Source organism: Nitratireductor kimnyeongensis (genome assembly GCF_019891395.1).
GTDB classification, from domain to species: Bacteria; Pseudomonadota; Alphaproteobacteria; order Rhizobiales; family Rhizobiaceae; genus Nitratireductor; species Nitratireductor kimnyeongensis.
Genome location: NZ_CP078143.1, coordinates 478,760 through 505,279, shown reverse-complemented (window position 1 = coordinate 505,279; position 26,520 = coordinate 478,760). Strand labels below are relative to the sequence as shown.

Genomic DNA, 26,520 nt, shown 5'->3' with positions numbered 1-26,520 from the left:
ACTCCGACAGACGGACCGATTTTTTGTTCAATTCACCTGAGTCATCACGGCCAGTTGGTCGAGATGCTGGCGTATGTGAGCAGCTTCGGCTGGTGTACGAGCCAGCGCTATAGCGCGGTCAAACGCTTCGCGGGCTTCTTCTGCACGGCCGGTTTTACTCAGATACGCACCGCGCACACCATGGTAGTAAAAATAGCCGGAGAGGCGCTCTGCAAGAGGCGCGATCAGTTGCAATGCGGCTTCGGGGCCCTGAGTTTTGGAGATCGCGACTGATCGGTTGAGCGTGACGACGGGTGACGGAGTCTGGCTTTCCAGCATCTGATAGAGGAGGTCGATTTCTTCCCAGTCCGTTTCCTCCGGCGTTTTGGCACGGGCGTGTAGTGCCGCGATCGCCGCCTGCACCTGATAGGGGCCGGGCTGCCCGTGGCGCAGAGCCTTGTCCACCAGGGCCAATCCCTCCTCAATCCCGCTGCGGTTCCAGAGCGTGCGGTCCTGGTCGTCGAGTAAAACGGCATTACCGTCCGCATCCGTGCGGGCGGCGCTTCGGGCGTGCTGGAGAAGCATGAGGGCGAGGAGCCCCATAATCTCGGGTTCGGAGGGGAAGAGCCGCAACAACAGGCGGGCAAGCCGGATCGCTTCATCGCACAGCGAGGCGCGCACGACGTCCGCACCGCAGGTCGCCGAATAACCTTCGTTGAAAACGAGGTAGATCATTGCCGCGACTGAGCCGAGCCGTTTGGACCGCTCCACGGCGTTCGGTGCGGTAAATGGAAGATTGGCCTCGGCAACCCGGCGTTTGGCGCGGGTGATGCGCTGTTCCATGGCTTTTTCGCCGATCAGAAACGCGCTGGCGATTTGGCGTACGCTCAGCCCTGAGACAATGCGCAAAGCAAGCGCCACCTGTTGCGTGGCGGGCAGGTCGGGATGGCAGCAGACAAACATCAGTCGGAGAATATCATCCCGGTAATGCGCATCGTCCAGCCGTTCAGCCATATCGGTTTCGACATCATCGAGGTCCGATATTTTGTCTTCGGGTGGTAGAGCGGTGTTGCGGCTGTCACGCCGAACACCGTCGAGCGCTGCGTTGCGACCGACGAAAATCAACCAGGCGGTCGGGTCGCGCGGAGGGCCCTTCATCGGCCAGTTCCTCAAAGCTCGCAGACACGCTTCCTGAAACGCCTCCTCGGCCCGGTCGAGGTCGCGGAAATACCGCACGAGCGCGCCCATCGCCTGGGGGCGCGCGCTTGTCAGCGTATTCTCGATCCAGGCCAGCTCGGTCATTTCGTGGACGCTTCCCGCTCCGGAAGGTTCCCTTTCTCGAATATCTGCACCGGACGGATTTCGAAGGTGACGCTTTCGCCTTCCTTCATGCGTTTGGCGAAATCGACCACCTCTTCCAGGTTCTCGCAATCAACGACATAGAAGCCGAGCAACTGTTCCTTGGTCTCGGCGAATGGGCCATCCAGTACAAGCTGTTCGCTTCCCGAAGCCCTGATCGTCGTTGCAGCGGATGTGGGCATCAGACGTATGGCGGGGCCCATGCGATCCGTGTCCACCAGTTCCTTTTGCACGCTCCGGCGCTTGGCCAGAACAGCATCGTCCTCTTCCCTGGACCAGGACATTACGACATCTTCATTGTGGTAGCAGAGAATCGCGTAAAGCATTCCGGTTCCTTTCTCATCTGGAAGACGCCAGACCTTGGAGCATTCCGACACCGTAGGTCGAGAAAATTGTGAGACGCATGGCGCGTAGCCATCCACCGGAATATTGTCGGAAAAACTTCCGCCCGGCGTTCAATCCTGATAGCTGAAAGCCGCGTCACCAAACGAGAGCCAGCCATGTTCGCCAACACATTCCCCGACCGCGCCCTGATTGCCCAGACCGTGGCCAAGATGCTGATCGAGATCAAAGCGGTTCATTTCCGGGCTGATGAACCCTATACGTTCACTTCAGGGCTCAAGAGCCCGGTCTATATAGACTGCCGGAAGCTTATCTCTTATCCGCGTATTCGCTCAGCCATCATGGACTTTGCGGCCTCAGTCGTGTTGCGGGATGCCGGATTTGAAAAATTCGATGCGGTGGCAGGTGGTGAGACGGCGGGCATTCCTTTCGCTGCCTGGCTTTCCGACAAGCTTGGCTTGCCGATGCTGTATGTTCGCAAAAAGCCCAAGGGCTTTGGCCGTGACGCGCAGATCGAAGGCGATTTGAACGAGGGCGCGCGGCTGCTTCTGGTGGAGGATCTGACCACGGATGGCGGGAGCAAGCTCAAATTCGCCGAAGCGGTTCGCAAGGCCGGCGCCGAGGTGACTGACACGTTTGCCGTCTTTTACTACGGTATTTTTCCCGATACTCCGAAGCGTTTGGAGGATGCCGGCATGCGGCTTCACTATCTTACAACCTGGTGGGATGTGCTGCAGGTGGCGCGCGCGGACAAGCTTTTTGACGAGAAGACACTCGATGAGGTGGAGAAGTTTCTGAACCATCCACTCGAATGGTCTACAGCCAATGGCGGCATCTCCGAGATTGGCGAAAAGGCCGGCTGACGCGCTGTCAATCGATCTTCTGGATAGCAAGTGGTGGCGGCGACAGTTTCGGAGCACGGAACTGTCGTCTCGTTGTTTCACGGGGTATCTCGTCAATAGAAGCTTTTTGCTCAAATGTGAGCGGCAGGTGCGGCGGCAGCGGCGCAGCAAAGCTCGCGTCATTGTGCAATCGCGCCGTCAGGTATTTTACCGAGGGAATGGGGGAGCGCCGAAAGCGCGGTGCGCGCACGAGAGGCTGCTTCGAGGGTGTTGTCATTTATCGGTTCGGACCACAGTTTCGCGACGAGCGGTGCCGTCACGCTCGCTGTTGTCGAGATGAATTCGGCATAATTCTCAGCTTCTGCTCTCGAAATCGAGGCTTCATTGCTCGGGAATACTGCGAAGTCGCTGATCTTCGCCGGTTGTGCCGAGCACGTTCACTGCGTCGCAGCCATTCTCCAGCGCCCATTCCGTATTGCACAGAGAACGCACGGTATCAGGGGTACCCGATGATAGCGCAGGAGTCGGGACGGCGGCGAGACGCCACGCTGACCATTGTGCTTCATGAGGGAACTCCTTTGAATTGGGCATTCAATTCGAATGGATCTTGCAAATTTCGCAAGCAAAGCGAAGCCCGGCCGGAGGAGGGAACATCCGGCCGGGCTCCTCTCGCCAGCCCGCTGCCGGAGCATGGGGCGGACAAAAAGCAATTCCGGCTTATCTGGTGCTCGCCACCGGCGCCACAAGCGGGGTGATTCGCCGTAGCGCTACACGCCGGTTTTCGCGCTCGCGCTCCTGTGTTTCGATCTTGAGATAACGCTCGCCATAACCTTGTGTGACCAGATTTTCCGGCGGGATGCCGAACACATCCGTCAAAGCTCGAGCGACGGATTCAGCGCGGCGGTCCGAGAGTGCCAGATTGGCAAGATCCGAACCGACAGCATCCGTATGCCCCTCGATCAGGAAGGTTTCGGCAGGATTGTCGTCCAGCATGCGCTCAATGGCGGTCGCAATCGCTTCAAGCTCGTCAATCTCGCTCTCGTCGATATCGGACGAGCCGAAGGCAAATTCGACTGTATCTAGATCGATACGGCGAACCATATCGCGCAAGCGGGCCGAGCGCTTCACCTCTTCCAGCGAATACATACGCCGTACCGGCTCCACTGGAGGCTTTTCCAAGAACGTATAGTACCGCTCGGGATCCTCCACCCGCTCAGCCTCCAGAATGTAATCGCTGACGGGGATGGTCAGGCGGAGCGGAGGCAGCTCGCGAGCCGGGTCTTCCCAACGGTCGACTGTCTCAAGCCGTTCATCCGGAACGAATACGAGGACCTGTTCGCGGCCCTCGGACGTGATACGCACACGACGGATAACGTCGCCGTAGCGGTTGCGAACAGTGATCAGGCGAACGCCATTGGGACGCGTGACAACCTCGCGCACGCGGTCGCGCGGCAATTCTTCGTAATAGACTTCGTCATCGTCGCGGATAAGGCGATTGCTGTCCTGGCTTTCGACGAAAACCTGGTTGTTGATCTGAATGATGGTTCGATTGTCGTTGAACTCACGCACGACCTCTGCAGAATCGCGGCGCTGACGCAGTTCACGCTGGCGTTCGCGGCGCTCCTCACGCGTCTCGCCAAGCTCAATACGTTCACCCTGTTCTTCAAGAATGTTGCGTATCTCGGTGCGAAGTGTGTCGGGGCTGACGGCGTCGGCTTGTGCTTCGGCATCGCTTTCAGGCATCAGGGCCTGTTGTGATTTCGCTTGGGCTTTGTTGTTCGTAGCGTCGGTCGCTTCGGTGGGCGTAGGGCTCTGTGACGTTCCCTCGGCCTCGGGCTCCTTTTCGCTGTCCAGTATAGGAGCGGCATTTTCAGGCAGAGGCTCGTTCTCTTGCGCTTCAGGCTGGGGCTCGTTCTCCGGCTCGCTCTGATACCCAGTCGCGTCGCTTCCAGGTTCTTCCTGAGGCGCGGGAACGGCCTTTTTCGCTTGTCTGGAAGGCCGTCTCTCGGCGGGCACCAGATCCTCGACAGGTTGATCTTCTGCTGGTTCATCCGTGCCGGGTGAAGGTACGGCTTCTGCGGGCGCATTTGTGTCGTCGGCAGTTGGTTCTGAGCTTACCTCCGGCCGAGAGCCGGTGCCTTCCACGGTGTCCGGCGAGGTCTCATTCATGCTGGAAGCCGGTTCCCCATCACCGGGGGTGCTTTTCGCCGTTTCGGGCTCGACAGGGCGCGTAGGCCTCTCCTTCAGTATCTCGACATCGGAGGGGGGTGCCTCGACCACTCCTGCGTCGTTGGATCCTGCATCCTCCTCAGTGCGGGGGGCTGCCGGCTTATCGGATTGTGTTTCCGCTGCAGGTGCATCGACCTCAGGTTCCGGCGCGGTCTCAGGTTCCAAGGCAGGTGAGGTCTCCTCATCAGCCGGAGCATTGCCCCTTTGCTTTTGTTCGCCACGCCTCTCCAAGAGTGCGCGCCAAGCTTCTTCCGTCATGCCTTGGGGCTTTTCGGCTTGTGCCAGCAGCACACCGGAGAAACGCTCCGTTGCAAGGCTCGGCTGCTTCGCCAAAGGTGCTGCGGCGATGAACAGACCGAGGGCGGTAGTCGTCATGATCCGCTTTCGCGTTTTCATAGAATTTCTCCTGTAAGCAGGCGTCCCATCGCCGCTTTAACCACTTGGAGGACGTTCGGTTCCCAGGTCTGTGTGATTGACACTCCGGCGTGTGGAAAGATGACGGTTTCGTGGTGACAGCATATCTAGGTTGGAAACAGAGCGATGCTTGACGCGCGTCGACTGGCGGTCCAAAGCTCGAACATGACAACCAAAGAATTCTGGAAAACCAAGGCGCTTGCGGAGCTGAATGACCAGGAATGGGAGGCTCTCTGCGATGGCTGTGGTAAATGCTGTCTCGCCAAGCTTGAGGACGAGGAGACCGGCGAGATCTACTGGACAGGTGTGGGATGTCGCCTTTTCGACGGCGAAACTTGCCGATGCAGCGACTACGAGAACCGGCTCAAACGCGTTCCCGATTGCGTGCGGCTGACACCGGAGAACGTGGGCAATATCCCCTGGCTTCCGAGCACATGCGGCTATCGCCTTGTCGCGGAGGGCAAAGATCTGCCCTGGTGGCACCCGCTGGTTTCGGGTGATCAAAACACCGTGCATGAGGCTGGCATTTCTATTCGTGGCCGCGTGAAGGCCAACGAGGCTCAATTGGCAGAACCGGAAGATTATTTTGCATTCATTCTGGATGAGGAACCTTGAACATTACCCAATGTTTCTTTCCGGGGCGCTTTACAAATGAGGAGTAATGTCGATGTCCGAGGAAGAGGTACGAAGCCTTGTGCAATCTTTTCTGAAAGCCCTGAACACCAACGATCATGATGCAGCTCTGGCAATGGTAAGCGAGGATGTGGCGCACGATCCGTTTGATGGTGAAAGGGAGATCGGGCGCGAGAAACTGGGATGGCGTCTCGGACTGAGGGGGCGGCATTTTGATGAGCGCCTGGCGGATATCACGGTGATGAACGCTCCTGGTGGCATTCGGGCTGCTGCGGAGTTCACGGTTCGCGGCACCTACCGAACAACTGCAGAAGGCCTTCCGGAGGCGGCTGGGCAAACCTATACGCTCCCCGGTGGGATGTTTTTCGAGATCGATGGCGGCGAAATCACGCGGATCAGCGAGCAGCGGAACCCGGTACAGTGGTGGGCGGCTTTGTCGGCCACCTGCTGAATGCGAAATGAACAACCCGTTCCCGAATGGTTCAGGCACGGTTTGAGATTGTGATCTCCATGAGGGGCACATGAGTGTCCTGAACACCAAGGAGAGCACATGTTTCAGAAACTGAAGATCGCCACGGCTTCAGCATTGATTGGGTTGGGAACCCTGCTTGCTGCGCCGGCCACTGCTCAAGCGGACAGTCTGTATTTCGGCTTCGGGATTGGTGGGCCCTCAGGCGATTATCTCTACGGTAATAGCGGTCGCAGCCATCGTGCCGAACGTCCCCGCCACCACCATCCTTCCTGCACCCATGGGCAGGCGGTTCGCAAAGCGGAAAGCATGGGCATTCGTAGAGCGCGGGTGGTCAGGGCCAATCGTAACATTATCCGCGTTGCGGGACGCACCCATAGAGGACCACAACAAGTGGTTTTTGCTCGTGCACCACGGTGTCCGGTAATCCGTTGAAAGTGGACTGACAACCTGGAACAAGAAAGCCGCCGGCTTGCGCCGGCGGCTTTCGATTTTTGCTATTCGAGAGTCGGGTCTACCGGTCGAGTTCAAACGTCACATTGACCTGTACCTGGTAGGCGTTCTCGCCCGCTTCCACCGGCACAGCTTCGGCGGAGGCCTGCATCCGCACAGCCTTGCCAGCAAAGGGCATTGGGGCGCGCTGATGCATCTGCTCGGAGATCTCAACGATGTCGCCCAATTTCACGCCGGCAGCCTCAGCAAGCGTATTGGCCTTGTCGAGTGCGTCCTTGACGGCGCGCTTTCGGGCTTCGGTGGTGGCTTCTGATGGATCGTCGTTGGTGAAGCTGAGATCACCGCCCTGGTTCACGCCCAAGGTGACTGATTTGTCAAGGACTGCGCCGACCTTGTCGAGATCCCGGATGCGAACTGTCAACGTATTGCCAACCTCGTAGCCCACGATCCGCGGCGTCTTCTCGTCATTCTTCTCGTTCGGATAGACATAGCGCGGATTGATCGATAGTCCGCCCGTCTGCAGATCACGCGCTTCAATGCCGTCTTCCTTCATTGCATCGATGACAGCGGTCATTGCCTGATTGTTTGCGTCGAGAGCGTCGCGTGCCGTTTCTGCTTCACGCACCACGGCGATTGTGAGAATTGCCATATCGGGGCTGACAGCCGCTTCTCCCTCGCCAGTCACGATAATTCGCTTATCCCTATCGTCTGCCAAAGTTGGAACAGCGCTGAGCAGGGAAACAGCAAGCACGGGAGCAGCGAATACGGCGGGGAAGACGGATTTGGTCATGGAAATCTCCTTTTGCGATGTCCCGAAAAGCGGCCTAGCTACGGATTGTGTGTCGATTGCGGCAAGATGACTTGTGCGGGGAGAAAAAAGCAATTAATCCATCGCCACCGGGCCTGTAGCTCAATTGGTTAGAGCCGGCGGCTCATAACCGCTTGGTTGGGGGTTCGAGTCCCTCCGGGCCCACCATCAACCAGTCTTCTGGTGATGCAGGTCTAACCCGGTCGTTTGATCAGTTTTTTTATCATAATTAATTAAGTTTTTATTAATCCACGGATTCCCCAAGAATTGGTGTTTCCGGTGGAGAAGCTACTATTACGATCAATATTCTTCTTCATACTTTGTCTTTTCCCGGACTTTGCCTTTTCCCAAATCGGCATCGGTTTCCGTGGAGATGGCAATTATGTAGGGACGATCGGATCGAACAAGGGATCGGTCGAAGCTTACAAATGTCCGGCCGGAACAGTGCTTCGAGGGCTTCATCACGCTGATGTTTCCATGAGCGCAAATTTTTCCGGCGTTCGCGGTATGACAGCGCAAGTTGGGCTTTATTGCGCGTCGATCACTGTCCTCCCGAACGGCACTGTGGAAACGATCAACACGTCTGTTGATGGTACTCCTGAGGTTTCCGGCTACGCCTATCCAAATCAAGGAACCCAGCGACATGGATACTGTCCTCCAGGACATATAGTTCATCAACTAGGGGGGTACGATCGTGTTGCGGCTCCAAGCAGATTTTCTTGGGCTTCCAGTTTGCAAATGGCGTGTCGTCCTCTTCAATTGGGTGCATCGGATTGGGTTTCCGTCAATACGGCTGCGACAGCAGGCGTGCAGACCGTTGGGGTGAACGAGAGCAACGCCACGCATAATTTCCGGGGCTGGTTTTGCAATAATGAGGCGTATCGCGCAGCCTCGGGGATTCATAGGCAGGCTGGAGGGAGTGGCTACGATGGTATCAATGTCTACTGTGGTCAATTGGAGCAAGCGCGCCACTCGGCGGCTCTGAATTTTTCCGATTTTGCATGGGATCAAACGATTGGCGGCACAGGCTGGCTGCTCAATCTGACCAAGGATGGGGTTCTTCTCGACAATGGAAGCGGACTTTCGGGAGAGGATGTCCAGCCATATCTCGCTGCTTCCGACAACGATACGGCTGATTACGATTCCAGCAAGGAGGTTTATGTTCTGCCGGGATCCGGCTATGGGGCTACGACATCACAAAGACCAACGGACATTCCCGAAAACTCTTTTGCGGAAACAGGCAGTTGCGCGAGCAACATCCTAAAGGTCGACCAGGAAGACAGCACCTGTTCTCTCACGGTCTCGGGTCGACCCGATCTTTCAATTTCCATCTCAGCGCCGGGGGGTGTTTACCACGCGCCAGGCGACACGATGGATATGAGTGTGAGTGCCACCAATCTTGGCCCCGGTCCTGTCGAAACCTCTGATGGATTCGCCATCATAGTTTCCGTGCCGGCAGGGTGGACAGCCAGCCCGGTTCCCGGGTGTACGGTCTCAGGACAAACGGTGTCGTGTGCTATAAACACGCCTCTTTCGCCCGCTCCTGTCCCTGGAGGCAGCGGGGGAAACATAGGCTTCACCATCCCGTTGGTCGCAAACTCGGATGCCGTTTCCGGAAGCTATCCGCTTGTTGTCTCGCTTGACCGGTCTGTCTCCGACGGAGACACCGACCCGACGAACGATGATTTTGTTCTGTCAAACGATCAGGCGCAGGGGACTGTGCAGTTCGTCAAATTGCCCAGACTCACGCTTCGTAAGACCACCTTGGATGATGTCGGTAGTTTCACCTTCACCGGCAACAATGGATGGGAGACTCAGACGATCACCACCGTGTCCCAAGGCGTTGCTCAGCCGGGAGCTACGCAGATCCTGGCAGAGGTCGACGTCCAGACGGTCATTTCAGAGACTTTGCCACCCAATTGGGTTCTGGTCGACGTTGTCTGTTTGGGAATGGGGGCAGGGGGAGCGGTGTCGTTTAATGAGAGTTCGTTCACACTTTCTCCTGAGGCTGTGGCGGTCGACAGCGAGATCGACTGTGCGGTTATCAATCAGAAGGTCTTGTTGAATACTTCGAAGGGCTCGGATGTTGGCAATGGCGTCGGCGTCCAGGTAGGCGACACGATCACCTACACGCTGACCAGCGTGGTGACGGGCGGTGTGACGACGCAGGATCTGGTTGTGACCGACACGCTGGGGGCGGGGCTCGACTTTGGCAGTGTCACGACGCCAGGGGCTTTCGTTCCAGATACGGGAAGCGCGCCGAGCCTCTCCTTCACCTTGCCTGCCGGCACGGCAGCGGGAACCTATAGCGTGTCCTATACGGCGACGGTGTCTGACAGCGCATCGGGATCGGTTTCGAACAGTGCGGTGGCCGATGTGGGGGAATGCTCTCCCTGCGCGACCATGAACTCGCTTGTTGAGCTCAGTACATCGAAGGCTTCGGATGTGGGTGACGGAGTTGGTGTTCAGGCGGGGGACACGATCACCTACACGCTGACCACACTCGTAACCGGAGGGACCACAACACAGGATCTGGTTCTGACCGACACGTTGGGGGCGGGGCTCGACTTTGGCGGTGTCACCGCGCCTGGGGCTTTCGTTCCAGATACGGGCAGCGCGCCGACTCTGTCCTTCACCTTGCCTGCCGGCACGGCAGCGGGAACCTACAGCGTGTCCTACACGGCTACGGTTTCTGACAGTGCTTCGGGATCGGTTTCGAACGGTGCGGTGGCGGATGTGGGGGATTGCTCTCCCTGCGCGACCACGAACCCGCTGGTGGAACTGAGCACGTCGAAGGCTTCGGATGTGGGCGATGGTGTCGGCGTACAGGCGGGGGACACGATCACCTATACGCTGACCACTGTGGTGACGGGCGGCGTGACGACACAGGATCTGGTTCTGACCGACACGCTGGGCGCAGGGCTCGACTTTGGCAGTGTCACGACGCCAGGGGCCTTCGTCTCAGATACAAGCGGCGCACCGATCCTGTCCTTCACCTTGCCCGCCGGAACGGCAGCGGGAATCTACACCGTGTCCTACACGGCGACGGTATCAGACAGTGCATCGGATTCGGTCTCGAACAGCGCCGTGGCCGATGTGGGCGATTGTTCGCCCTGCATGACCTCCAATCCACTTGTTGAATTGAGCTCATCCAAAACATCGGATGTAGGGGACGGTGTTGGGGTTCAGGCGGGGGACACAATCACCTATACGCTTACGGCCGAGGTGACGGGAGGAACGACGACACAGGATCTGGTTTTGACCGACACGCTTGGGCCGGGGCTCGATTTCAACACGGTAATCGTGCCTGGCGCATTCATTGCCGACGCCGGTTCCGCGCCGGTTCTGTCCTTCAGACTCCCAGCGGGATCGGCGGCGGGGACACACAGCGTTTCCTATACGGCGACGGTCTCCGAGAGTGCTACCGGACCCCTGTCCAACTCGGTGGTCGCGAATGTGGGAGAATGCACATCCTGTACAATGGCAAATCCGCTGGTTCGGCTAGGTACGTCAAAGACGTCGGATGTGGGCGACGGTGCGTCCGTCGAAATCGGAGACGCGCTGACCTACACATTAACGACGGTGGTTGCAGACGGGACGACAACGCGGGATCTCGAATTAACCGATACGCTCGGGCCCGGGCTCAGATTCGGCAGTGTGGTCAGTTCCGGCCTGTTCGAAGCAGAAACAGGTGCAGCACCGGAGCTTTCCTTCAAGCTTCCCGCGGGAACGCCGGCTGGAACTCACAGCATCACCTATACGGCTGTCGTCGACGAGGATGCACCGGTGACCTTGTCCAACACAGTGGTTGCCAGCAATGGGGCGTGTGCACCTTGCCGAACGGAAAACCATATTCCTCCGGATGTGAGTGTTGCAAAATCGCTTGTGACGGAGGGAGGCGCGGTTCCGAGGCTCGCCGAATTGGGAGAGCCCCTTACATTCGAGATCGTGCTGACCAATGTCGGTAGCGCTGCCATCGACTTTTCCGTGCTCGATGTTCTGGACCCGCATTTGCGGTTTGTGGCCGCCAGCCACGGTGGACGCCACAGCAGCGGTACTGTCGAGTGGACAGGCTTGACTGTCCCGCAGCGCGAGGGGAGCACCAACGGTCAACTTGTTCTGAGGGTCGATGCCTCTGTGGTCGAACGACTGGCACACCCGGCGGATACGGTAGTCAACTTTGCCAAAGTCCCCGCTGAAGCGGACCCAGATTGCCCCTCCGAACAATGCGTTGTCCTGCCTCTCCAGTTCCCCGGGCTGAGCTTGGCCAAAACCGGCGAATTCTCGGATATGGATGGCGACGGCCTGGCTTCACCCGGCGATGTTCTCCTATACGAGTTTGAAGTCACCAATACCGGCAAGCTTCCGGTCACCGACATTCGGATCGAGGACCATGGACCTAAGTTCAACGGGCATGCTGCGAATGGCCGCTTGTCTGATGTACAGCCGGCAACGCTAGCGCTGGAGGCAGGGGAGACGGAGCGCTTTTCAGCCAGCTATATGCTCACGCAGGCTGATATCAAGAATGGTGCGGGAACCTCCGAGGCGGTTGTGAACACAGCAATTGCTTATGGCTCAGTTTTGGATGGCGGTGGAGCGGTGTTTTCGCTCGCTTCGAACGAAAGCACGCTGCCACTGACATTACCGGCTGGGGCCGGCAACCTTGCGATCAGCAAAACTGCGGAAAGAACGACCATCCGGCGGGGTGAGTTGGCGCCATTCACGATCATCGTAACCAACAATAGCGATGGGCCCGTTCGAGGATTGAAAGTGGAGGATCGGCTTCCGCCGGGGTTTCGCTTTGTTGAAGGTTCTGCACTGGTGGATGGAGCGCCGGCAGCCCCGGTCGTGAATGGCCGTTTGTTGCGCTTCGATGACATTTTACTGGAGGCACGCAGTTCCATTGAAATCCGCCTGAGCATGAACGCCCCGGCGTCTATAGGCCCAGGTGTTTACATCAACACTGCGGTGCTGACCGATCCGCTCGGTCGCCGGATATCCTCCGAAGCTCAAGCCAGTGTCCGGATAGAAGAGGAGCCGGTTTTCGACTGCGGTGATGTGATCGGTAGAGTTTTCGACGACATAAACCGGAACGGGTATTCGGATGAAGGTGAACCGGGACTGCCGGGGGTGCGCTTGGCCGCAGTGGAAGGGAAGTTGACAACGACCGACGCGGCGGGTCGCTTTCATATACCATGCGCGTCGCTGCCAGATCAGCGTTTGGGGACCAACTACGTTGTCAAAGTCGATACTCGAACCCTGCCTTCCGGCTATCGCCTGACGACGGAACATGTCCGGGTGGTTCGTTTGACGGCGGGCAAAATGACCAAAATCAATTTTGGCGCATCTATCTACCGCTTGGTGCGGCTTGATCTTCGGAGTGACGCCTTCATGCAAGGGAGAAGTGTGCTGAGACAAGATTGGCTCTCCGCTGTCGATCAGCTGATCGAGATTCTCGACAGGGAGCCCTCCATCCTGCGGGTAAGTTATCTGGATGAAGAAGGCAGCCGCACCCTCGCCAGACATCGCCTTGCGTGGGTTGAAAAGCGCATCATAAACCATTGGCGTCAGTGGGGCGGCCGATATCGTCTGGACATTGAAACACGTGTGCTCACCGGCAAAGTCCGTCCACCTGGATATTCGGGCTTTGACCTGGGCGAGACCATCGGGGAGTGAAATCTGTTGGGGAAGGATAAGCGCCCCGCCGGAGAACCCGGCGGGGCATTGTCATGGTTCTTCCCATTATTGGAGTTGATTGCCCTTGTCGCGCGGCCGCAGGAGTTGCGGATTGATGCGCAGCGGACGATCAAGCTGCTGCCGGGGCACCCGGTTGACCGGCGGCGTCACGCGGATCTGCCGGCAATTCGGGTATTTGCCCGTGGTGCCCGGCGGGCAGCGGCGCTGCACAACAGGACGGCAGTTGGGGAATTTTCCTGTAGTGCCACGCGGACAGCGCGGTTGCACGATGGGTACACAGTTGGGATAGCGGCCCGTGGTTCCCGGCGGGCACTGTCGCTGCACCTCCGGCTTGCGGCAGGCACCGGCCACCAGACGTGTTCCGCGCGGACAGACGCATTGTCCGTCCTGTGTGCGGATCATGCCCGGAAGCAGGCGGCACTGCTGGCGGATTGGCCGGCAATTGGGCGGTGTGCCCGTCGTGCCGCGCGGGCATTCGCGCTCGACCTGCGGCTTGACGCAGCGGCCGTTGGTCAGCCGTGTTCCGCGTGGGCAGACACAACGACCATCGCGTGTGCGGATCTGACCCGGCAGGAGCCGGCATTGCGGCCGGGGATCTGCCTGCGGCTTGGGCTCCGGCTCGCGCGGCGGTGTTGGCCGCGGCGTGGGCAGTGGGACCGGGGCGGTCTGCGTGCCGACGCACCGGCCGTTGCGGAAGGTGGTGCCTTCCGGACAGACACAGCGCCCTGCATTGTTGAGGACGAGACCCGGCGAACATTGCTGGTCCTCTTCCTCGTCTGCCAGGACGGTGAAGTCATGGCAGTCATAGGCACGGCTATCTCCATCACCATCCGGCGTACCGGAAAGCGAGGGTGCGGTGCGCACATCCGCATCACGGTCGATCACCGCAGCGCAGTTGCGTCCCGATGCACCATTGCCCACTTCATTGGCGAGGCCGCCATCTTCCGGCAACTCGACAACGACCTCATGCGCGCGGCTCTCGCCACTGGCAAGGGTGAGGCCGGCTTCGCAAGCGAAGGGAAGCTCGGTCGGTTCGGGGGAACAGCCGAAGGGCGGATTCACCGAAACGATCCGGGCCGGAACGCCGCCAAACCCTTCGACCCGAAGCGCATCGCCGATGCGAACCGGACCGGAGATCGATGACGGACCTTCATTGCGGATGGTGATCTGGAACGTGCACGGCTGGCCAAGCAGGCACTCTGCATCGCCGGTCTTCTCGACCGAGATCTGCGTGCCGCCCTGAGCACAGGCCTCGCCGATGGGATAGACGATGTCGTCTCCCGGAGCCGGGCCGAAGGAACCGCGTGCGCAGTTTTCGAACCGCTGATTGGGTGAGACATTGACCGTCACATCGAAGTGCCGCGCGGTACCGGGCGTCATGGTGGCGCCGGGAATCTCACAGGTGAGATTTGCCGCAGGCACTGCGCCGCACGACCATTCCGGACCATCAGGCGTGACAGTCTGGATATTGACCGGCGCACCGCTGCCGATGATCTCGGCGGCGTCGTTGACGCGAACCGGGCCGACGGGTGTTGCCGTTCCGGCATTGCTGACCGTGATCCGGCAGGCCACACCTTCGGCGAGCGAGACGGTGAGCTCACAGGTCTTCTGGATGCGCATTTGCGGTTGGCCGCCGGGGATGCCCGGTATGGTCGCCGTCGCGCACGCCTCGTTGTTGGCGAGATTGGTTTCGCCTTCAAGCGCGGTCACTTTCGCACAGTTCTCGACCTCGTTTGTCGGATAGTCGCCAACGATTGTGGTCACGAGAATGTCCGTCGATGCGCCCGGCACGAGGTTCAGGCCCGGATGATCGCACTGGAACGTGTTGCCGGCGAGCGGCGCGCACGACCAGGGCGGTGAGGGGCTGAACGATGCCGAAGCGACATCACCGGCCGGGAACGTGTCCACGAAGCTGACGGGACCGTTGATCGGCGTCGCGCCCGCATTGAGGATGGTCACGACATAGGTGCAAAGACCATCCGGCGTGCAGACCGTGGGTTCTGCGCGCTTGCGCACGGCGATGTCCGGGATGTCGTTTTCCGGCCGTGTGCAGGCCGGATCGCCCGGCAGGCAGATCGCGATTGTGGCGCAGGCCTTGTCGTTGGTCGGATCGCCGAACGGATCCTTGCCGCTGGCCGTGTAGTCATATTCGGCGCAGTTGCGGATCGCGCTCCAGCTCCATGCCGGCCCCGGCTGGAAACCGAGTTTCAACTCCACGAATTCGCCCGGATTGAGGGTCGTTTCGGGATGCTCGCACGACATGGGGCTGGCCATCGGCACGCAGGTCCATGGCGCATTTGGCCCCGAGACCACCGTTGCATTGACGGGGGTCGTCACCTCATCCAGCACGATCTTGCCGGTGTAAGGGGCGTCACCCGCATTGGAGACGCGAATGGTGAAATCGCATGAACCATCGATCTCGCACTCGGCCTCATCGGCGCGCTTTTCGACCTTGATATCGGGCTCGCCTTCATCGTCGGGTGGGCATTCGAGGTCTTCGGGGATCTCGATGTCGACCACCTGTGAACAGCACAGGCCGACGCCTTCGGCCGGACCCGCATAGGTCTCGATGCCGGTGACGATCAGATGCACCGTATCGCCGGGCAGTGCGCCGGTGATTTCCCATTCGAACGTGCCACCGCCGGCCGGAACGGCCTGGCTTGGCGGATCGATGGTGATGCCGGGCGTGGTGGAGGTGACGGTGACGACATTGCCTGCCATTTCCGGCCCCACGTCCATGCGATAAATATAGGCGCCGCCGCCGGGAAGGCAGTCCACCTCACCGGTCTCGACCGAGAAACAGGCCTCTTCCGGCCCGTCACCGGGCGGCGGAGGTGGCGGTGGCGGATCGCAATCCGTCACGTCGATCGAGATGGTTGTCGGGTCGCCGGTCTTCCAGTCGCCATCGTCCGGCAGGGCGGGATCGTGCGACGGAATGGTGGCGACAAGCCCGCCCGTTGCCGTGCGGATCACGGCCACTTTGGCCTGATTGTCGACATTGGTTGCGACAGGGAACGCCGCCTGGTCGATCTTTGCCTTGATGGTGATGTCGATTGCGCGCTCGGTCAGACTGCCGTCGCCGTCGAGATCGGCGGCGGAAAGGTGGAAGTCCGACTGGGTGGCCGTGTCGTCCAGGGTTGCGGTCGTGCTGACCACATGGGGTGGAACGGCTCCACCGCCGACACCGATGATGTCGCCGCTGAAACTGGCGTCGACAATCGACAGATTGGCGGGAAATTGATCGGTAAACTCGAAGGTTACATTGGTGAGAAACGCGTCGAGGCCCGGGTGGGCGATCATATCAGGTGTGCCGCGCACGCCGAGTCGCAGGCGGTATTCCACATAATCGCAATTGAGCTGTGCTCCACGCTTTTCAAGGAAAGGCGTCAGATCGGGCTCGACTGCGGGTTCCAATGGCTCAAGCTCAATGCGTGGGCCTTCGGCGTCGCCCGGCGTTTCGAGAACCTCAAGCTCTTCGATTGTCCGGTCCTGGGCGCTGGCCTGATTGATGCCGGAAAGCGGTATGAGCGTGGTGGAGAGCGCCATGCCCGCCACCAGCAGCCAGCGCGGCGAGCGCGCTTTTTCTGCAAGGGGTTTCATGGTCGTCTCCATGACGTTGTTGACCGTGGTCCGGTCGGTGGGAAAAGTGAACATGATCATCTCTCCCTCCTCACGGCGCACAGGATTCAAGCGGCGTTTCAAGCGGCAACGTCACCTTGCAACAGGGGAAGTAGCCACCCGCCTCGGCGTCGGACTTCTTATAGAAGCACAGGCCGAGATCGACGGTTTCGCCAGGGATGTGGCCGTTGATGCCGAGTGTGAACGGCGTGGCCAGACCGGGGACCGTCTGCTTGGACGGGGAAACGCCTACGCCGGGCGTGAGTGATTTCGCAGACAGCGAATCGCCACCGATGCCGGCGCGGTCATGGATATAGAGATCGGCTTCGAGCCCTGCGGGCGTACAGAAATACGTTGCCGTCTCTAGCTCGATACAGGGCGGGAGATCGTTGGGCGGCCGGAAGCCGGGCGGCCAGCCGGGGACGGGAATGTCGCCCGGATAGGGGATAGGCTCGTAGTAGCCGGTGCGGCCCTCACAGGGACGCCAGACCTCCACGTCGCCGACATGCCCCTTGACCTCGGGGTCTTCGAAGAAACCGTCGTAATCGGCAAACCACGAGCCGAAGGGCGGTTCGTTTTTTGGCCGCACGAGCGTGCTTCTCGTAAGCTGTGCGCCATGAACGGCAAGCGGCCCGCCTTCGATGAGCTGGTCTTCAAGGGCGGGGTTGTCGCGCAGACTGTCGCCGGTTTTGACCAGCGTGGCGGCGCAGGCATTGCGATTGAAGAAGCCTTCGGCGTCATAGCCATATTGCAGGTCGATGCCGCCGGCTCCCTGTCGGTATGGTTCGGGAAAACCGACTGCATATTCCTGAGGTGCCGGCACCCAGATGCTTTCGGTTTCGGGATCGTCGGGGCTTTCGCGCCAGTAGCGCAGCACCGACGCCTCGCCGCTGTCAGCGAAGCTTGAGTAGTCATAGCGGTTTTCGACCTCGCCCCGCTGGGCAAGGTACATGAAGCCGCGCGTGTCGAAGGCGATGTCGGTGACCGGAAGGTCTTCGTCCGCTTCCACCGTCAACTCCCAGCGCGGGTCGCCGGCGAAGGTGCCGTCGCGGGCGATGCCCACGGACCAGATTTCCGCTTCCTCACCGACTGCGTAGTAGAGGCGTCCGCCATGCATGGCGAGGCCATGGACGCGACGCTCTTCCTGCGTGTAGCCCCAGCTTTTGGGCTCTTCCGCGTCGAAAGCAGCACCCTGTATGTCCATCACGGCGCCATCGTCGCCCACGGGATCGAGCCCGCGTGCCGGCCTGCCGTCGACACCATGATCGAACGTGTCGATGAGATTGCCGTCGATATCGATGCGGTGAATGAGGCCGCTGTCCAGATCGGAAGCGAAGAACTGGCGGTGTAACCGGTCAAACGCGATATTGCCGATGCCGGGTCCGCTGTTCATGTCGATATTGGCAAACAGGGTCACGGCACCGGTGACACCGTCGATTTTCCAGATCGAACCGGGCCCGCCGCCATTCTTCTCGCCAAACTGACCGTCCATAAAGCGTGCCCCGGCTTTGCCACGGCGCTGCCGTTCGGGCCTCCCGTCCTCGTCTTCATCTTCAGTGACGATCTGGAGGCCGTGCAGGGACGTGGCCGCGGCATAGAGGTTCGGCACGATGGCCATGGTCTCTTCGCGCTTGCCGTCATCATAGGCAAGGCCGAACACCTGGCCGATTTCGGAGGTCGGCACTTCGAAGGGCGGTGGCGTAAAGACCACCTGCCCGCTGGGTGGTGCGCCGAGCCAGGTCATGTCGAAGATGCGCAGCGAGGCACTCTCGGTGTCGATGAAGGTTTCGTCCACCGGGTCGACACCGGGCAAGAGCCCTTCCTCGAAACCGGGGATGAGGGTGCCGGGGAACCCTGTCACGGCCATGAAACCCGGCTGGATGATCGCGTTTTCCTGCGCGCGCGCTGGCGCATGTGCTGAAAAGCCCGCCATGATTGCGAGCGCTATGGCGGTGCTTTTAAGAATGCGTTTGGCGATTCTGCCAGAACGCGCATGTGCGTTTTCTTCGCACCGTGCCGGGAACTGCCGGTTATGCCCCATAACGTGCCTCCCGAAGCCGTTTCGGAAGGTCGCCGGATGGGCATCTTTCTCGAGCCCTGTTCCCCTTGTTCCGGTGTATCCCCCCGAAGCGAGGTTCATTTCAACCCCGTCATGGCAGAGCGTACGCCTCGGCTTACGCAAGGTCAATAAAGCCGCCCCAGCCATGCGCCGCGGCGGCTTGAACGACCGTTTGCAGTCGATATGCCGTGTCATCAGAACACTCCTTTCCGGGTGCGCACCATGCGTACCCTGCAGGGTTTGTCTGACGGGGCTGTGAAAAGGTTCACACTGATGTGCGCTATAAAGTCGGTAGAGGAAGGCAATTCTGTTTCCACCGACCGTCAAATGAATTAGCTTTTCAGAAACTGGGGGAAGCGATGAACCGAAACGTCCCGTCGCGCGACACATTGTCGAAGGGCCGGTCATGAGTGGTGCTGATCGGACATCCGATGCAGCACTCATGGCCAGAACGGCGCGTGGCGACAGGGCAGCGCTCCGGCTCTTGTTCATGCGGCATCACGGACGGGTCTTTCGTTTCGTGATGCGCCAGACGGGATCGGAAACGATGGCAGACGAGATTGCGAACGAAGTGTTTCTGGAGGTGTGGCGTCAGGCGCCGCGCTTCGAAGCGCGCTCTCAAGTCTCCACCTGGTTGCTCGGTATCGCCCGCTTCAAGGCGCTTTCGGCATTGCGCAAGCGCCGGGAGAGTGCGCTGGAGGAAGGACAGGCCGAGGCGATTGAAGACAGCGCCGACACCCCCGAGGTAACCACAATGAAAGATGACAAGGCGGCGGCGCTGCGCGCGTTCGTGAATGCCTTGTCGGAAGAACATCGCATGGTGGTCGACCTGGCCTACTATCACGGCAAGTCGGTAACCGAGATCGGCGAAATCCTTTCCGTGCCCATCGCCACCGTAAAAACCAGAATGTTTTACGCCCGCAAGAAGCTTGGAGAAGCCTTGCAGGCGGCCGGATATGACCGAGGCTGGCCATGAACGAAAACGCGCAATCAAACCGCCGTGACCGGCTGGAAGCGCTGCTGCCGTTCTTTCTAAACGGAACGCTTTCGGGTGCTGAGTTGCGCGAGGTCGAGGAGTGGCTTGCATCCGATCCCGAGGCCATGGCCTCGCTGGCAGAGGCGGAGGGTGAATATTCGGCCACGCTTGCCGACAATGAGGCGATCCTCCCGCCGGAGGACGCACTGGCGCGGTTTTCCAAGGCGCTCACCGAGGAGGCCGGTCCCGAACGGATCGCCAAACTTTCGTTGCGGGAAAGGCTGGCTACCTTCCTCCCATCGCTCCCCGTTCAGGCCGCTTGGGTGGCTGCCGGGCTGGCCTTCGCGATATTGCTCGGGCAGACATTCTGGTTCAACCTCTCACAGACCGAGCAATATTCCGTGGCGGGCGCAGAGCGTGAGAATGTGCCTTTTCTCTTCGTCACTTTTTCCTCGCATGCCTCCATCGCTCATGTCTCGGCACTGCTGGAAGAAAGCGGGGTTGAGATTGCCGCCGGGCCACTTCCGGGCGGTCTTTACCGTGTGGTCGTTCCTGTCGAAACGGTAGAACAGTATGATCGCATCGTTAATGAGCTCGAACAGGCTGAATTGGTGGAAACCGTGGTGACGGGGCGCAGACCAGGCAATGAATAGGCTTTTTGCATGCATGGTGGCCGGGCTCGCACTCTCCATTGAGATCGCGGTTCCGGCATATGCGCAGTCTCCTGACCTCGCTCAGATTACTGATGCTGAAGAGCAGCCGCGACTGAATGCCAGCGAGCGCAATGTGGTCTTTCTGCCTCAGATGCTGGCAGAGCTGTTTGGCCCTGGCGAGGACGCCGGTACGCTGGCCCAGCCTGCGGCTCCCGGTGATGTATCTTCGGCGGGGGATGGCAGCGCGGCAGGAAACGGTGCCACAGCAGTCACCCCGGCGACCACGATAGGGAGCGCGGGCGCCAATGCCAGACCCGTGGCGCCGCAGCGCGCGATCTCCGGTACGTTCGTTCCAGATGAAGTTCTTGTCACCTTCGATGGTGATGAGGATGTGGCTGCTGCCATTGCCGCGCAGTTTGGCCTGGAATTGCGCTCGGCCCGTGGTTCGGCCTTGCTGGGGCGCACAATAGCCCAGTTTGCCATTCCTGACGGGCGTCCGGTAGCCTTCGTGCTTGCGCAGCTCGAGGGTGACGGCCGGCTGGCAGATCGTGTGCCGAACCATGTGTTTCAGCTTCAGCAGGCGGCAGGCGTCGTCAATTACGCGTTCGAACGGATCGCACTCGATGCCGGTGCGGTGAGCGGCGAGAATGTAAGCGTGGCCGTGGTAGATACGGCGCTGGACGAGGCGCATCCGGCCCTTGTCGGCCGTGTGGCAAGCGTGTTTGACGCGCTCCCCGACATGGAGGTGAAAGACCGGGAGCATGGCACGTCCATTTCCGGCCTGATTGCCGGGGATGGCCTGTTTCGCGGCATGGCGCCTGGCGTGCGGCTACTTCATGCACGGGCTTTCGAGGGTGGTGTCTCCAGCACGAATGTGCTTCTGGCCGCGCTCGACTGGGCGGTAGAAGAGGGCGCGCAAATCGTGAATATGAGCTTTGTCGGGCCGGAGAACCCGCTTTTCTTGTCGGCCTGCCGCAATGCGATGGCGCGGGGTGTCGTGCTTGTTGCCGCTGCCGGGAACAATGGACCGGGCGCACCTTTCGGTTATCCTGCGGCCTATGATGGCGTGATCGCCGTAACGGCGACGGATGTGCACGACCAGGTGCTGGGCAAGGCCAATCGCGGTCGCTATATTGATCTTTCCGCGCCGGGTGTGAACGTGGTAGCGCCTATTCCCGGTGGCATGGATGTCGTCACGGGCACATCTTTTGCCGCTGCAATCGTCTCAGGTGCGATTGCCAATCTAATTCATGCCGGCGAGGACGCCGAACCAAAGTTGCTTGCGCAACTGTTGCGGACGACGGCGGTGGACTTGGGCACACCGGGACGCGATGATGATTTCGGCGATGGACTGCTGAACGCGCGGGCGGCGATGCAAGGACGCACGGCCAATTAGCTGGCCGTAGAAACCTTTTTGAGTCCAGTTGGCGCGATGATCAAGCCCTGATCGTCCTGTGCGCGATGGGCTGTTACGCCATAAATCATCGCAAGGTTTTCATCTGAGAGCACGGTTTCCGGGCCTCCGAGTGCCGCCAGCCTTCCTTCGTCGAGAAGCATGACCTTGTCACACCAGCGGGCGGCCAGTGTCAGATCGTGGAGTGAAACCAGCACGGTTCTTCCCTCGACAGCGAGCCGTTTCAGCGATTGCATCAGCGTGATCTGGTGCGCTACATCAAGACCGGAGGCTGGCTCATCGGCCATGAGGAGCGGTGTGTCCTGCGCGATTGCACGCGCCATCAGGACTCGGGCCTGCTCGCCGCCGGAAAGTTCGGTGGCGACCCGATGGGCAAGGGATGCAATATCTGCCATCGTCATGGCGCGGGCGATAGCGGCTTCGTCCCGGGCGTTCGGGCGCTGGCCGAAAGCGCGCCATGGCAGACGTCCGAGTGCCACGAGATCGCGCACGGGAAGACGCCAGCCGATGGTTCTCTGCTGCGGCAGGTAGGCGATGAGTCGGGCGCGCGCCGCAGGGCCGATGGTTGCAAGATCGTGTTCGCCAAGACGCATGGTGCCGACGGCCGCGATGTGCCGGTTGAGAGCGCGCATGAGCGTGGATTTACCGGCGCCATTCGGTCCGAGTAGACCGATCACCTGCCCAGGTTCAATGTCAAAACTGATGGCATCGAGGACCTGTCTGTTTCTGAGCGCCACGTTCAAATCTTTTACGTGAATGTCCATCACAGCATCTCCCGGCGGGCGCGAACGACGAGCCAAAGGAAAAAGGGCGCGCCGATCAACGCTGTCAGAACACCGACATTCAGCTCGCCGGCAGGCAAGATGATCCGCGCGGCGATGTCCGCGGCGAGAAGAAGTGAGGCGCCACCCAGACCAGCGGGTAAAAGAAGGCTGCTTGGCATTCGATTGGTGAGCGGTCGGATCAGGTGCGGAACGACCAGGCCGATGAAGCCGATCGTGCCGCTCACCGCCGTGGCCGCACCGACGGAGAGCGCGACACCGGTGACGATCATGAAGCGTGCGCGCGCCATGTCAATGCCGAGGCTGGAGGCCGCTTCCTCGCCCAGTGAGAGCGCATCGATGGCGCGGGCTGACAGCGCGATCAGGAACCAGCCCACAGCCATCAGCGGCAAGGCGATGACAACAAACTCCATGGAACGGTCCTTGAGAGACCCAAGAAGCCAGAAGATCATCTCGTAGGAGGCAAAGGGGTTGGGCGACAGGTTGAGAACAAGCGAGGTCAGCGCTCCCGCGAGGCTCGAAAGCGCAACGCCTGCCAGAATGAGAGTCAGCGTCGACCCTTGGCGCGCGGCGATCGCAAGCAGGATGAGAACTGCGAGGAGTGCGCCGAACAGCGCGCCGGCGGGCAGGGCGTAGAGCGAGCTTCCGGCGAGGCCCGAGTAAAACACCAGCACCGCTCCTAGCGCTGCCATAGAGGACACGCCGATCACGCCGGGTTCCGCCAGCGGATTGCGCAGAAACCCTTGCAAGACCGCGCCGGATAGCCCCAGTGACATGCCGATGGCGAGACCGAGCAGGGCGCGTGGCAGGCGGATTTCGCGCATTATGATGCCCGTTGCCTCTCCACCGCCGGCAAAAAGGCCGGCAATGCTGTCTCCAATGGACAGCTCAGCGGGGCCGACCAACAGCGACAAGGCGAAGAGAGCGAGAGCAAGGGTCGTCAGTGAAATTGAAAGCTTCATTGTGTGGCGCTCCCGGGGCAGGGGGCGATCTCGGCACGAAGTGCTACCAGTGCCCTGACGGCTTCTATAACCGAGGGTGTGCCGCAGGATAGCGAACCCTCCGGTACGAATGCGCCGATGCGCGTATCCGGGAGAGCCGCAATTGCGGGATGGCGTGGCACATATTCGCCGAGCGTCGGTGCCGTGTGTCCCACGTTGACGTTTATGACATCAGGTTGGGCGGTGATTACCTGCTCCAGTGGGAAGGGGGCAACGCCGACGATATCCATCTCCGCGGCAAGATTGGCAAAGCCGGCAGCCCGGATAACGGAATCGGCCAGCGTACCGCGTCCAGAGGCGATGCCGTTCTGGTCATAGGCGATCATGGTCGGGGCTTTGCCGCATTGGCCGGCGGCAATCGCTTCGAGCTCGCGGGTAAAATCGTCTGCTATGGTTTCAGCTCTTTTTTCTTGCCCGATGAGTGCTCCCATGCGCCGGACTTCACCGGGAATGGTTTCAAGTGTTTGCGCGAAGGAAAATTCCTCGACATGAAAGCCGAGACGTTTCAGCATCGCGGTGGTGTTGTGCAATGAGTAAGTGCCGGTGACGATCAGGTCGGGATTTTCCAGAAACACTTCTTCTGCAAGCCCGTGATTGACCGGGTATCTTTGCGCTTTCTCATGCAGCATGGAAAGGCTCGGCTCGCGCGCAAGGAAGGAGACAGAAACAAGCTGATCCGGTTCTGCCAATGTCATGGCAAGCTGGTCAGTGCACAGATTGAGCGACATGACACGTTTTGGCGAGGCGGAGACCGGCACGACAAGCAGTGCGCCGACCAAAAGTACGAGGCCGGAAAGGCGGGGGAGACGTTTCCGGCGCTTCAGCATCAGGGAGCGAACTTTGCACGGAATCCGGCGAAGACGCCGAAGCCGGGTGTGCCGTAACCCTGAACGACTTCGTAGTTCTGATCGAGCAGGTTTTCGCCTCGCAGATAGAGCTCCGTGTTTTTGTTCGGTTTGTAGGCGATTTTCGCGTTCAGAAGAACGTAATCATTAAGCTCCGAGCGCGGGCCGTCGACATAACCGTCCACCGTATCGAGAGCGATTTTCGCTGTCGCTCCGATTTCCCAGCGTTCGGCCGGACGGATCGTGGCGCCGAGGGCGATGTCGTGCTTCGGGATTCGGACTTCCCGCAGTCCGTCAGTCTGTGTTGCTTTCGTGTAGGTGTAAGCGCCATGCAGGTCGAGCCAGTCGGTCGCCGCAATGGCAAAAGACGCCTCAACGCCGCGCGTTTTCACCACGCCGTCCGTCTGGATGTTCTGGAAGGTAACGGGATCGTAGCCAATAAAGTTATCGACATCGATCATGAAGAAGGTGAGGTCGGCGACGAGCCTGTCATCCAGAAAACGCTGTTCGACACCAATGTCAAAGCCGATGCTGGATTCAGGCTTCAGGTCGATATTGCCATAGAACGGTGCGTAGAGCTCATAGAGGCTCGGCGCGCGATAGCCCGTTCCGACCGACGAGTGGAAACGTGTTCCGGTGCTGGCAAATTCATAGGACCCGGTGGTGCGCCAGGATGTGTGTCCGCCGAAGGTGCTGTGTTCGTCGTGTCGGAGGCCCGCTGTCAAAGTCAGCGCGTCAAACGGGCTGTAGATCGCGTCGATCCAGCCGCCACCCATCGAAACGCTTTTATCGACACTTGCGGTAAGGGCGGTCTGACGCTCCCAATCAGCGCCGAAGTTCAGCGTCAATTCGGGAGAGATTTCCAGAGAACCGAGATAATCCAGCTTGTAGCGCAATCCGTCAAAGGTTGAGGTGGAACCGAAGCCGCTGGTGCTTTCGCGGGCAGTATCGGATATCTGCGCCGAAACCGTGTTGTTCAATTGACCGTCAAACAGAGAGAATTCGGCACCAACCCGCCCGGCAGCCTGTCGAAACGTGCTATTCGCCGGGCTGTCAGCGATGGGATACCCATCATCCGTCTCCGTTGAACCATTCAACAAAAGCCCGCTGGCGAAAACGGCTAGATCGTCGCTGATCTCGTATCGGCCGCTGAATGTCCCGGTCAGATTGGTGTACCCATCATCTTCAACACCGGATGATGCCATTGAAAAGCCATCGGTGGTGAAGCCAGATAGAGAAAGGCCAAACTCGCCGCGGTCGAAACCGCCCGTCAGCGTGTAGTTGCCAAAGCCGGTTTTGCGCGACCCGCCTTCGACATGAATGCCGTGTTCGATGCCCTGCGGAATGCCGCCAAGTGTCGAGAGATTGACCACGCCGGCCATCGCATCGGAGCCATAGAGCGTGCTCTGTGGGCCTTTCAAAACCTCGATCCGACCGATACTGCCGGAGAGGATATGACCGTAGGCGGATTGCACGGTCGGGCCCGTAACCTCCGAAATTTCGATGCCCTCGAAGAGGGTCTTTACATACTGCCCGCGGAGGCCGCGCATGATCAGCGTGGTGGTGTTGCCCGGACCGCCATTCGGGGAGAGATTGAGACCAGGCAATTGATTAAGATAATCCTGAACCAGCGGCAGGGACTGCTCCTCGATTTCCTTGCGCTCGATGATTTCCACCGTGGAGCCCACTTTCGCTGCCTCCGTTGGCGTGCGGCTGGGGGTGATGACCAGAGTGTCTAGCTCGAAATCCTCAGCCTGCGTGGTCAGCGCGGAGAAGCCGAGCAGCAGGCCGGCTGTTCCGGCCAGGATGGAGTTTCGGTGTCTGTTTGAAAGCATGCGTGTGCTCCAGGACCAGATTTTCAGGTTTGCTGGAGAGCGACAGACGCTTAAGTTCAGTCTCCCCGCCAGCGATGACTATCGTCACCACTGCGAGAAACACAGCCCCGGA

At 59.9% G+C, this 26,520-nt stretch carries 18 protein-coding genes and 1 tRNA gene; 9 read left to right on the top strand and 10 right to left on the bottom strand.

Features of this window, described 5'->3' with window-relative positions; translation table 11 throughout:
- Window positions 1-27: 27 nt before the first annotated feature.
- Complete coding sequence (locus KW403_RS02300) at window positions 28-1,281, bottom strand: RNA polymerase sigma factor (RefSeq protein WP_223021160.1); 1,254 nt, start codon at window positions 1,279-1,281, stop codon at window positions 28-30.
- A complete protein-coding gene (locus KW403_RS02295; RefSeq protein ID WP_223021159.1) occupies window positions 1,278-1,664 on the bottom strand; it encodes a YciI family protein in 387 nt (128 codons plus the stop codon). Before KW403_RS02295 ends, KW403_RS02300 begins: the two co-directional genes overlap by 4 nt.
- A 174-nt stretch (window positions 1,665-1,838) precedes the next feature.
- Between KW403_RS02295 and KW403_RS02290 the strand changes: the two genes are divergently transcribed.
- The gene (locus KW403_RS02290; protein WP_223021158.1) at window positions 1,839-2,543 is read left to right on the top strand and encodes an orotate phosphoribosyltransferase; all 705 of its coding nucleotides are present in this window, start codon (window positions 1,839-1,841) and stop codon (window positions 2,541-2,543) included.
- 696 nt (window positions 2,544-3,239) lie between these two features.
- Here KW403_RS02290 and KW403_RS02285 read toward each other — a convergent pair.
- Window positions 3,240-5,126 (bottom strand): OmpA family protein, encoded by a 1,887-nt coding sequence (locus tag KW403_RS02285; RefSeq protein ID WP_246637864.1) that lies wholly within the window; start codon window positions 5,124-5,126, stop codon window positions 3,240-3,242.
- A gap of 204 nt (window positions 5,127-5,330) precedes the next feature.
- Here KW403_RS02285 and KW403_RS02280 point away from each other — a divergent pair, with 204 nt between their 5' ends.
- The 3 genes from KW403_RS02280 to KW403_RS02270 all read left to right on the top strand — a co-directional run bounded on the left by KW403_RS02280 (window position 5,331) and on the right by KW403_RS02270 (window position 6,702).
- Window positions 5,331-5,780: a YcgN family cysteine cluster protein gene (locus KW403_RS02280; protein WP_343224045.1), complete on the top strand. Its 450-nt coding sequence runs from the start codon at window positions 5,331-5,333 to the stop codon at window positions 5,778-5,780.
- Between the two features lie 52 nt (window positions 5,781-5,832).
- The gene (locus KW403_RS02275; protein WP_223021155.1) at window positions 5,833-6,249 is read left to right on the top strand and encodes a nuclear transport factor 2 family protein; all 417 of its coding nucleotides are present in this window, start codon (window positions 5,833-5,835) and stop codon (window positions 6,247-6,249) included.
- A gap of 99 nt (window positions 6,250-6,348) precedes the next feature.
- The gene (locus KW403_RS02270) at window positions 6,349-6,702 is read left to right on the top strand and encodes a hypothetical protein (RefSeq protein WP_223021154.1); all 354 of its coding nucleotides are present in this window, start codon (window positions 6,349-6,351) and stop codon (window positions 6,700-6,702) included.
- Window positions 6,703-6,781: 79 nt separating this feature from the next.
- On the opposite strand, the gene KW403_RS02265 is transcribed toward KW403_RS02270, so the two are convergent.
- Window positions 6,782-7,510, bottom strand: a complete 729-nt coding sequence (locus KW403_RS02265; RefSeq protein ID WP_223021153.1) for an SIMPL domain-containing protein — start codon at window positions 7,508-7,510, stop codon at window positions 6,782-6,784.
- Window positions 7,511-7,619: 109 nt separating this feature from the next.
- Here KW403_RS02265 and KW403_RS02260 point away from each other — a divergent pair.
- Window positions 7,620-7,696, top strand: a tRNA-Ile gene (locus tag KW403_RS02260).
- A gap of 654 nt (window positions 7,697-8,350) precedes the next feature.
- Window positions 8,351-13,204: an isopeptide-forming domain-containing fimbrial protein gene (locus KW403_RS02255; RefSeq protein WP_223021152.1), complete on the top strand. Its 4,854-nt coding sequence runs from the start codon at window positions 8,351-8,353 to the stop codon at window positions 13,202-13,204.
- A gap of 66 nt (window positions 13,205-13,270) precedes the next feature.
- Here the strand turns inward: KW403_RS02255 and KW403_RS02250 are convergent, their stop codons facing one another.
- Entirely contained in the window at window positions 13,271-16,885 is a 3,615-nt protein-coding gene (locus KW403_RS02250; RefSeq protein WP_223021151.1) for a DUF7929 domain-containing protein, read from the bottom strand.
- A 10-nt stretch (window positions 16,886-16,895) separates the two neighbouring features.
- The gene (locus KW403_RS02245) at window positions 16,896-18,884 is read right to left on the bottom strand and encodes an NHL repeat-containing protein (RefSeq protein WP_246637862.1); all 1,989 of its coding nucleotides are present in this window, start codon (window positions 18,882-18,884) and stop codon (window positions 16,896-16,898) included.
- A 424-nt stretch (window positions 18,885-19,308) separates the two neighbouring features.
- Here KW403_RS02245 and KW403_RS02240 point away from each other — a divergent pair, with 424 nt between their 5' ends.
- From KW403_RS02240 to KW403_RS02230, 3 genes are read left to right on the top strand one after another with little or no spacing between them, the layout of a single operon-like run.
- On the top strand, window positions 19,309-19,878 hold the full coding sequence (locus tag KW403_RS02240) for a sigma-70 family RNA polymerase sigma factor (RefSeq protein WP_223021150.1): 570 nt from the start codon (window positions 19,309-19,311) through the stop codon (window positions 19,876-19,878).
- A complete protein-coding gene (locus tag KW403_RS02235; RefSeq protein ID WP_223021149.1) occupies window positions 19,875-20,531 on the top strand; it encodes a hypothetical protein in 657 nt (218 codons plus the stop codon). Before KW403_RS02240 ends, KW403_RS02235 begins: the two co-directional genes overlap by 4 nt.
- Window positions 20,524-21,927 carry a S8 family serine peptidase gene (locus tag KW403_RS02230; protein WP_223021148.1) on the top strand — a complete coding sequence of 468 codons (1,404 nt, stop codon included), beginning with the start codon at window positions 20,524-20,526 and terminating at the stop codon, window positions 21,925-21,927. The genes KW403_RS02235 and KW403_RS02230 overlap by 8 nt, the downstream gene beginning before the upstream one ends.
- Here KW403_RS02230 and KW403_RS02225 read toward each other — a convergent pair.
- From KW403_RS02225 to KW403_RS02210, 4 genes are read right to left on the bottom strand one after another with little or no spacing between them, the layout of a single operon-like run.
- Entirely contained in the window at window positions 21,924-22,709 is a 786-nt protein-coding gene (locus tag KW403_RS02225; RefSeq protein WP_223021147.1) for an ABC transporter ATP-binding protein, read from the bottom strand. The two genes, KW403_RS02230 and KW403_RS02225, sit on opposite strands and share 4 nt — an antisense overlap.
- Entirely contained in the window at window positions 22,709-23,689 is a 981-nt protein-coding gene (locus KW403_RS02220; protein ID WP_223021146.1) for a FecCD family ABC transporter permease, read from the bottom strand. The genes KW403_RS02225 and KW403_RS02220 overlap by 1 nt, the downstream gene beginning before the upstream one ends.
- On the bottom strand, window positions 23,686-24,555 hold the full coding sequence (locus KW403_RS02215) for an ABC transporter substrate-binding protein (protein ID WP_223021145.1): 870 nt from the start codon (window positions 24,553-24,555) through the stop codon (window positions 23,686-23,688). Before KW403_RS02215 ends, KW403_RS02220 begins: the two co-directional genes overlap by 4 nt.
- Entirely contained in the window at window positions 24,555-26,408 is a 1,854-nt protein-coding gene (locus tag KW403_RS02210; RefSeq protein WP_223021144.1) for a TonB-dependent receptor plug domain-containing protein, read from the bottom strand. Before KW403_RS02210 ends, KW403_RS02215 begins: the two co-directional genes overlap by 1 nt.
- Window positions 26,409-26,520: the final 112 nt, after the last annotated feature.

Bases quoted from the DNA above. Each gene is read 5' to 3' on its own strand.
- KW403_RS02300 (WP_223021160.1), bottom strand. From the start codon at position 1,281: ATGACCGAGCTGGCCTGGATCGAGAATACGCTGACAAGCGCGCGCCCC.
- KW403_RS02295 (WP_223021159.1), bottom strand. From the start codon at position 1,664: ATGCTTTACGCGATTCTCTGCTACCACAATGAAGATGTCGTAATGTCC.
- KW403_RS02290 (WP_223021158.1), top strand. From the start codon at position 1,839: ATGTTCGCCAACACATTCCCCGACCGCGCCCTGATTGCCCAGACCGTG.
- KW403_RS02285 (WP_246637864.1), bottom strand. From the start codon at position 5,126: ATGACGACTACCGCCCTCGGTCTGTTCATCGCCGCAGCACCTTTGGCG.
- KW403_RS02280 (WP_343224045.1), top strand. From the start codon at position 5,331: ATGACAACCAAAGAATTCTGGAAAACCAAGGCGCTTGCGGAGCTGAAT.
- KW403_RS02275 (WP_223021155.1), top strand. From the start codon at position 5,833: ATGTCCGAGGAAGAGGTACGAAGCCTTGTGCAATCTTTTCTGAAAGCC.
- KW403_RS02270 (WP_223021154.1), top strand. From the start codon at position 6,349: ATGTTTCAGAAACTGAAGATCGCCACGGCTTCAGCATTGATTGGGTTG.
- KW403_RS02265 (WP_223021153.1), bottom strand. From the start codon at position 7,510: ATGACCAAATCCGTCTTCCCCGCCGTATTCGCTGCTCCCGTGCTTGCT.
- KW403_RS02250 (WP_223021151.1), bottom strand. From the start codon at position 16,885: ATGATCATGTTCACTTTTCCCACCGACCGGACCACGGTCAACAACGTC.
- KW403_RS02245 (WP_246637862.1), bottom strand. From the start codon at position 18,884: ATGGGGCATAACCGGCAGTTCCCGGCACGGTGCGAAGAAAACGCACAT.
- KW403_RS02240 (WP_223021150.1), top strand. From the start codon at position 19,309: ATGAGTGGTGCTGATCGGACATCCGATGCAGCACTCATGGCCAGAACG.
- KW403_RS02235 (WP_223021149.1), top strand. From the start codon at position 19,875: ATGAACGAAAACGCGCAATCAAACCGCCGTGACCGGCTGGAAGCGCTG.
- KW403_RS02230 (WP_223021148.1), top strand. From the start codon at position 20,524: ATGAATAGGCTTTTTGCATGCATGGTGGCCGGGCTCGCACTCTCCATT.
- KW403_RS02225 (WP_223021147.1), bottom strand. From the start codon at position 22,709: ATGGACATTCACGTAAAAGATTTGAACGTGGCGCTCAGAAACAGACAG.
- KW403_RS02220 (WP_223021146.1), bottom strand. From the start codon at position 23,689: ATGAAGCTTTCAATTTCACTGACGACCCTTGCTCTCGCTCTCTTCGCC.
- KW403_RS02215 (WP_223021145.1), bottom strand. From the start codon at position 24,555: ATGCTGAAGCGCCGGAAACGTCTCCCCCGCCTTTCCGGCCTCGTACTT.
- KW403_RS02210 (WP_223021144.1), bottom strand. From the start codon at position 26,408: ATGCTTTCAAACAGACACCGAAACTCCATCCTGGCCGGAACAGCCGGC.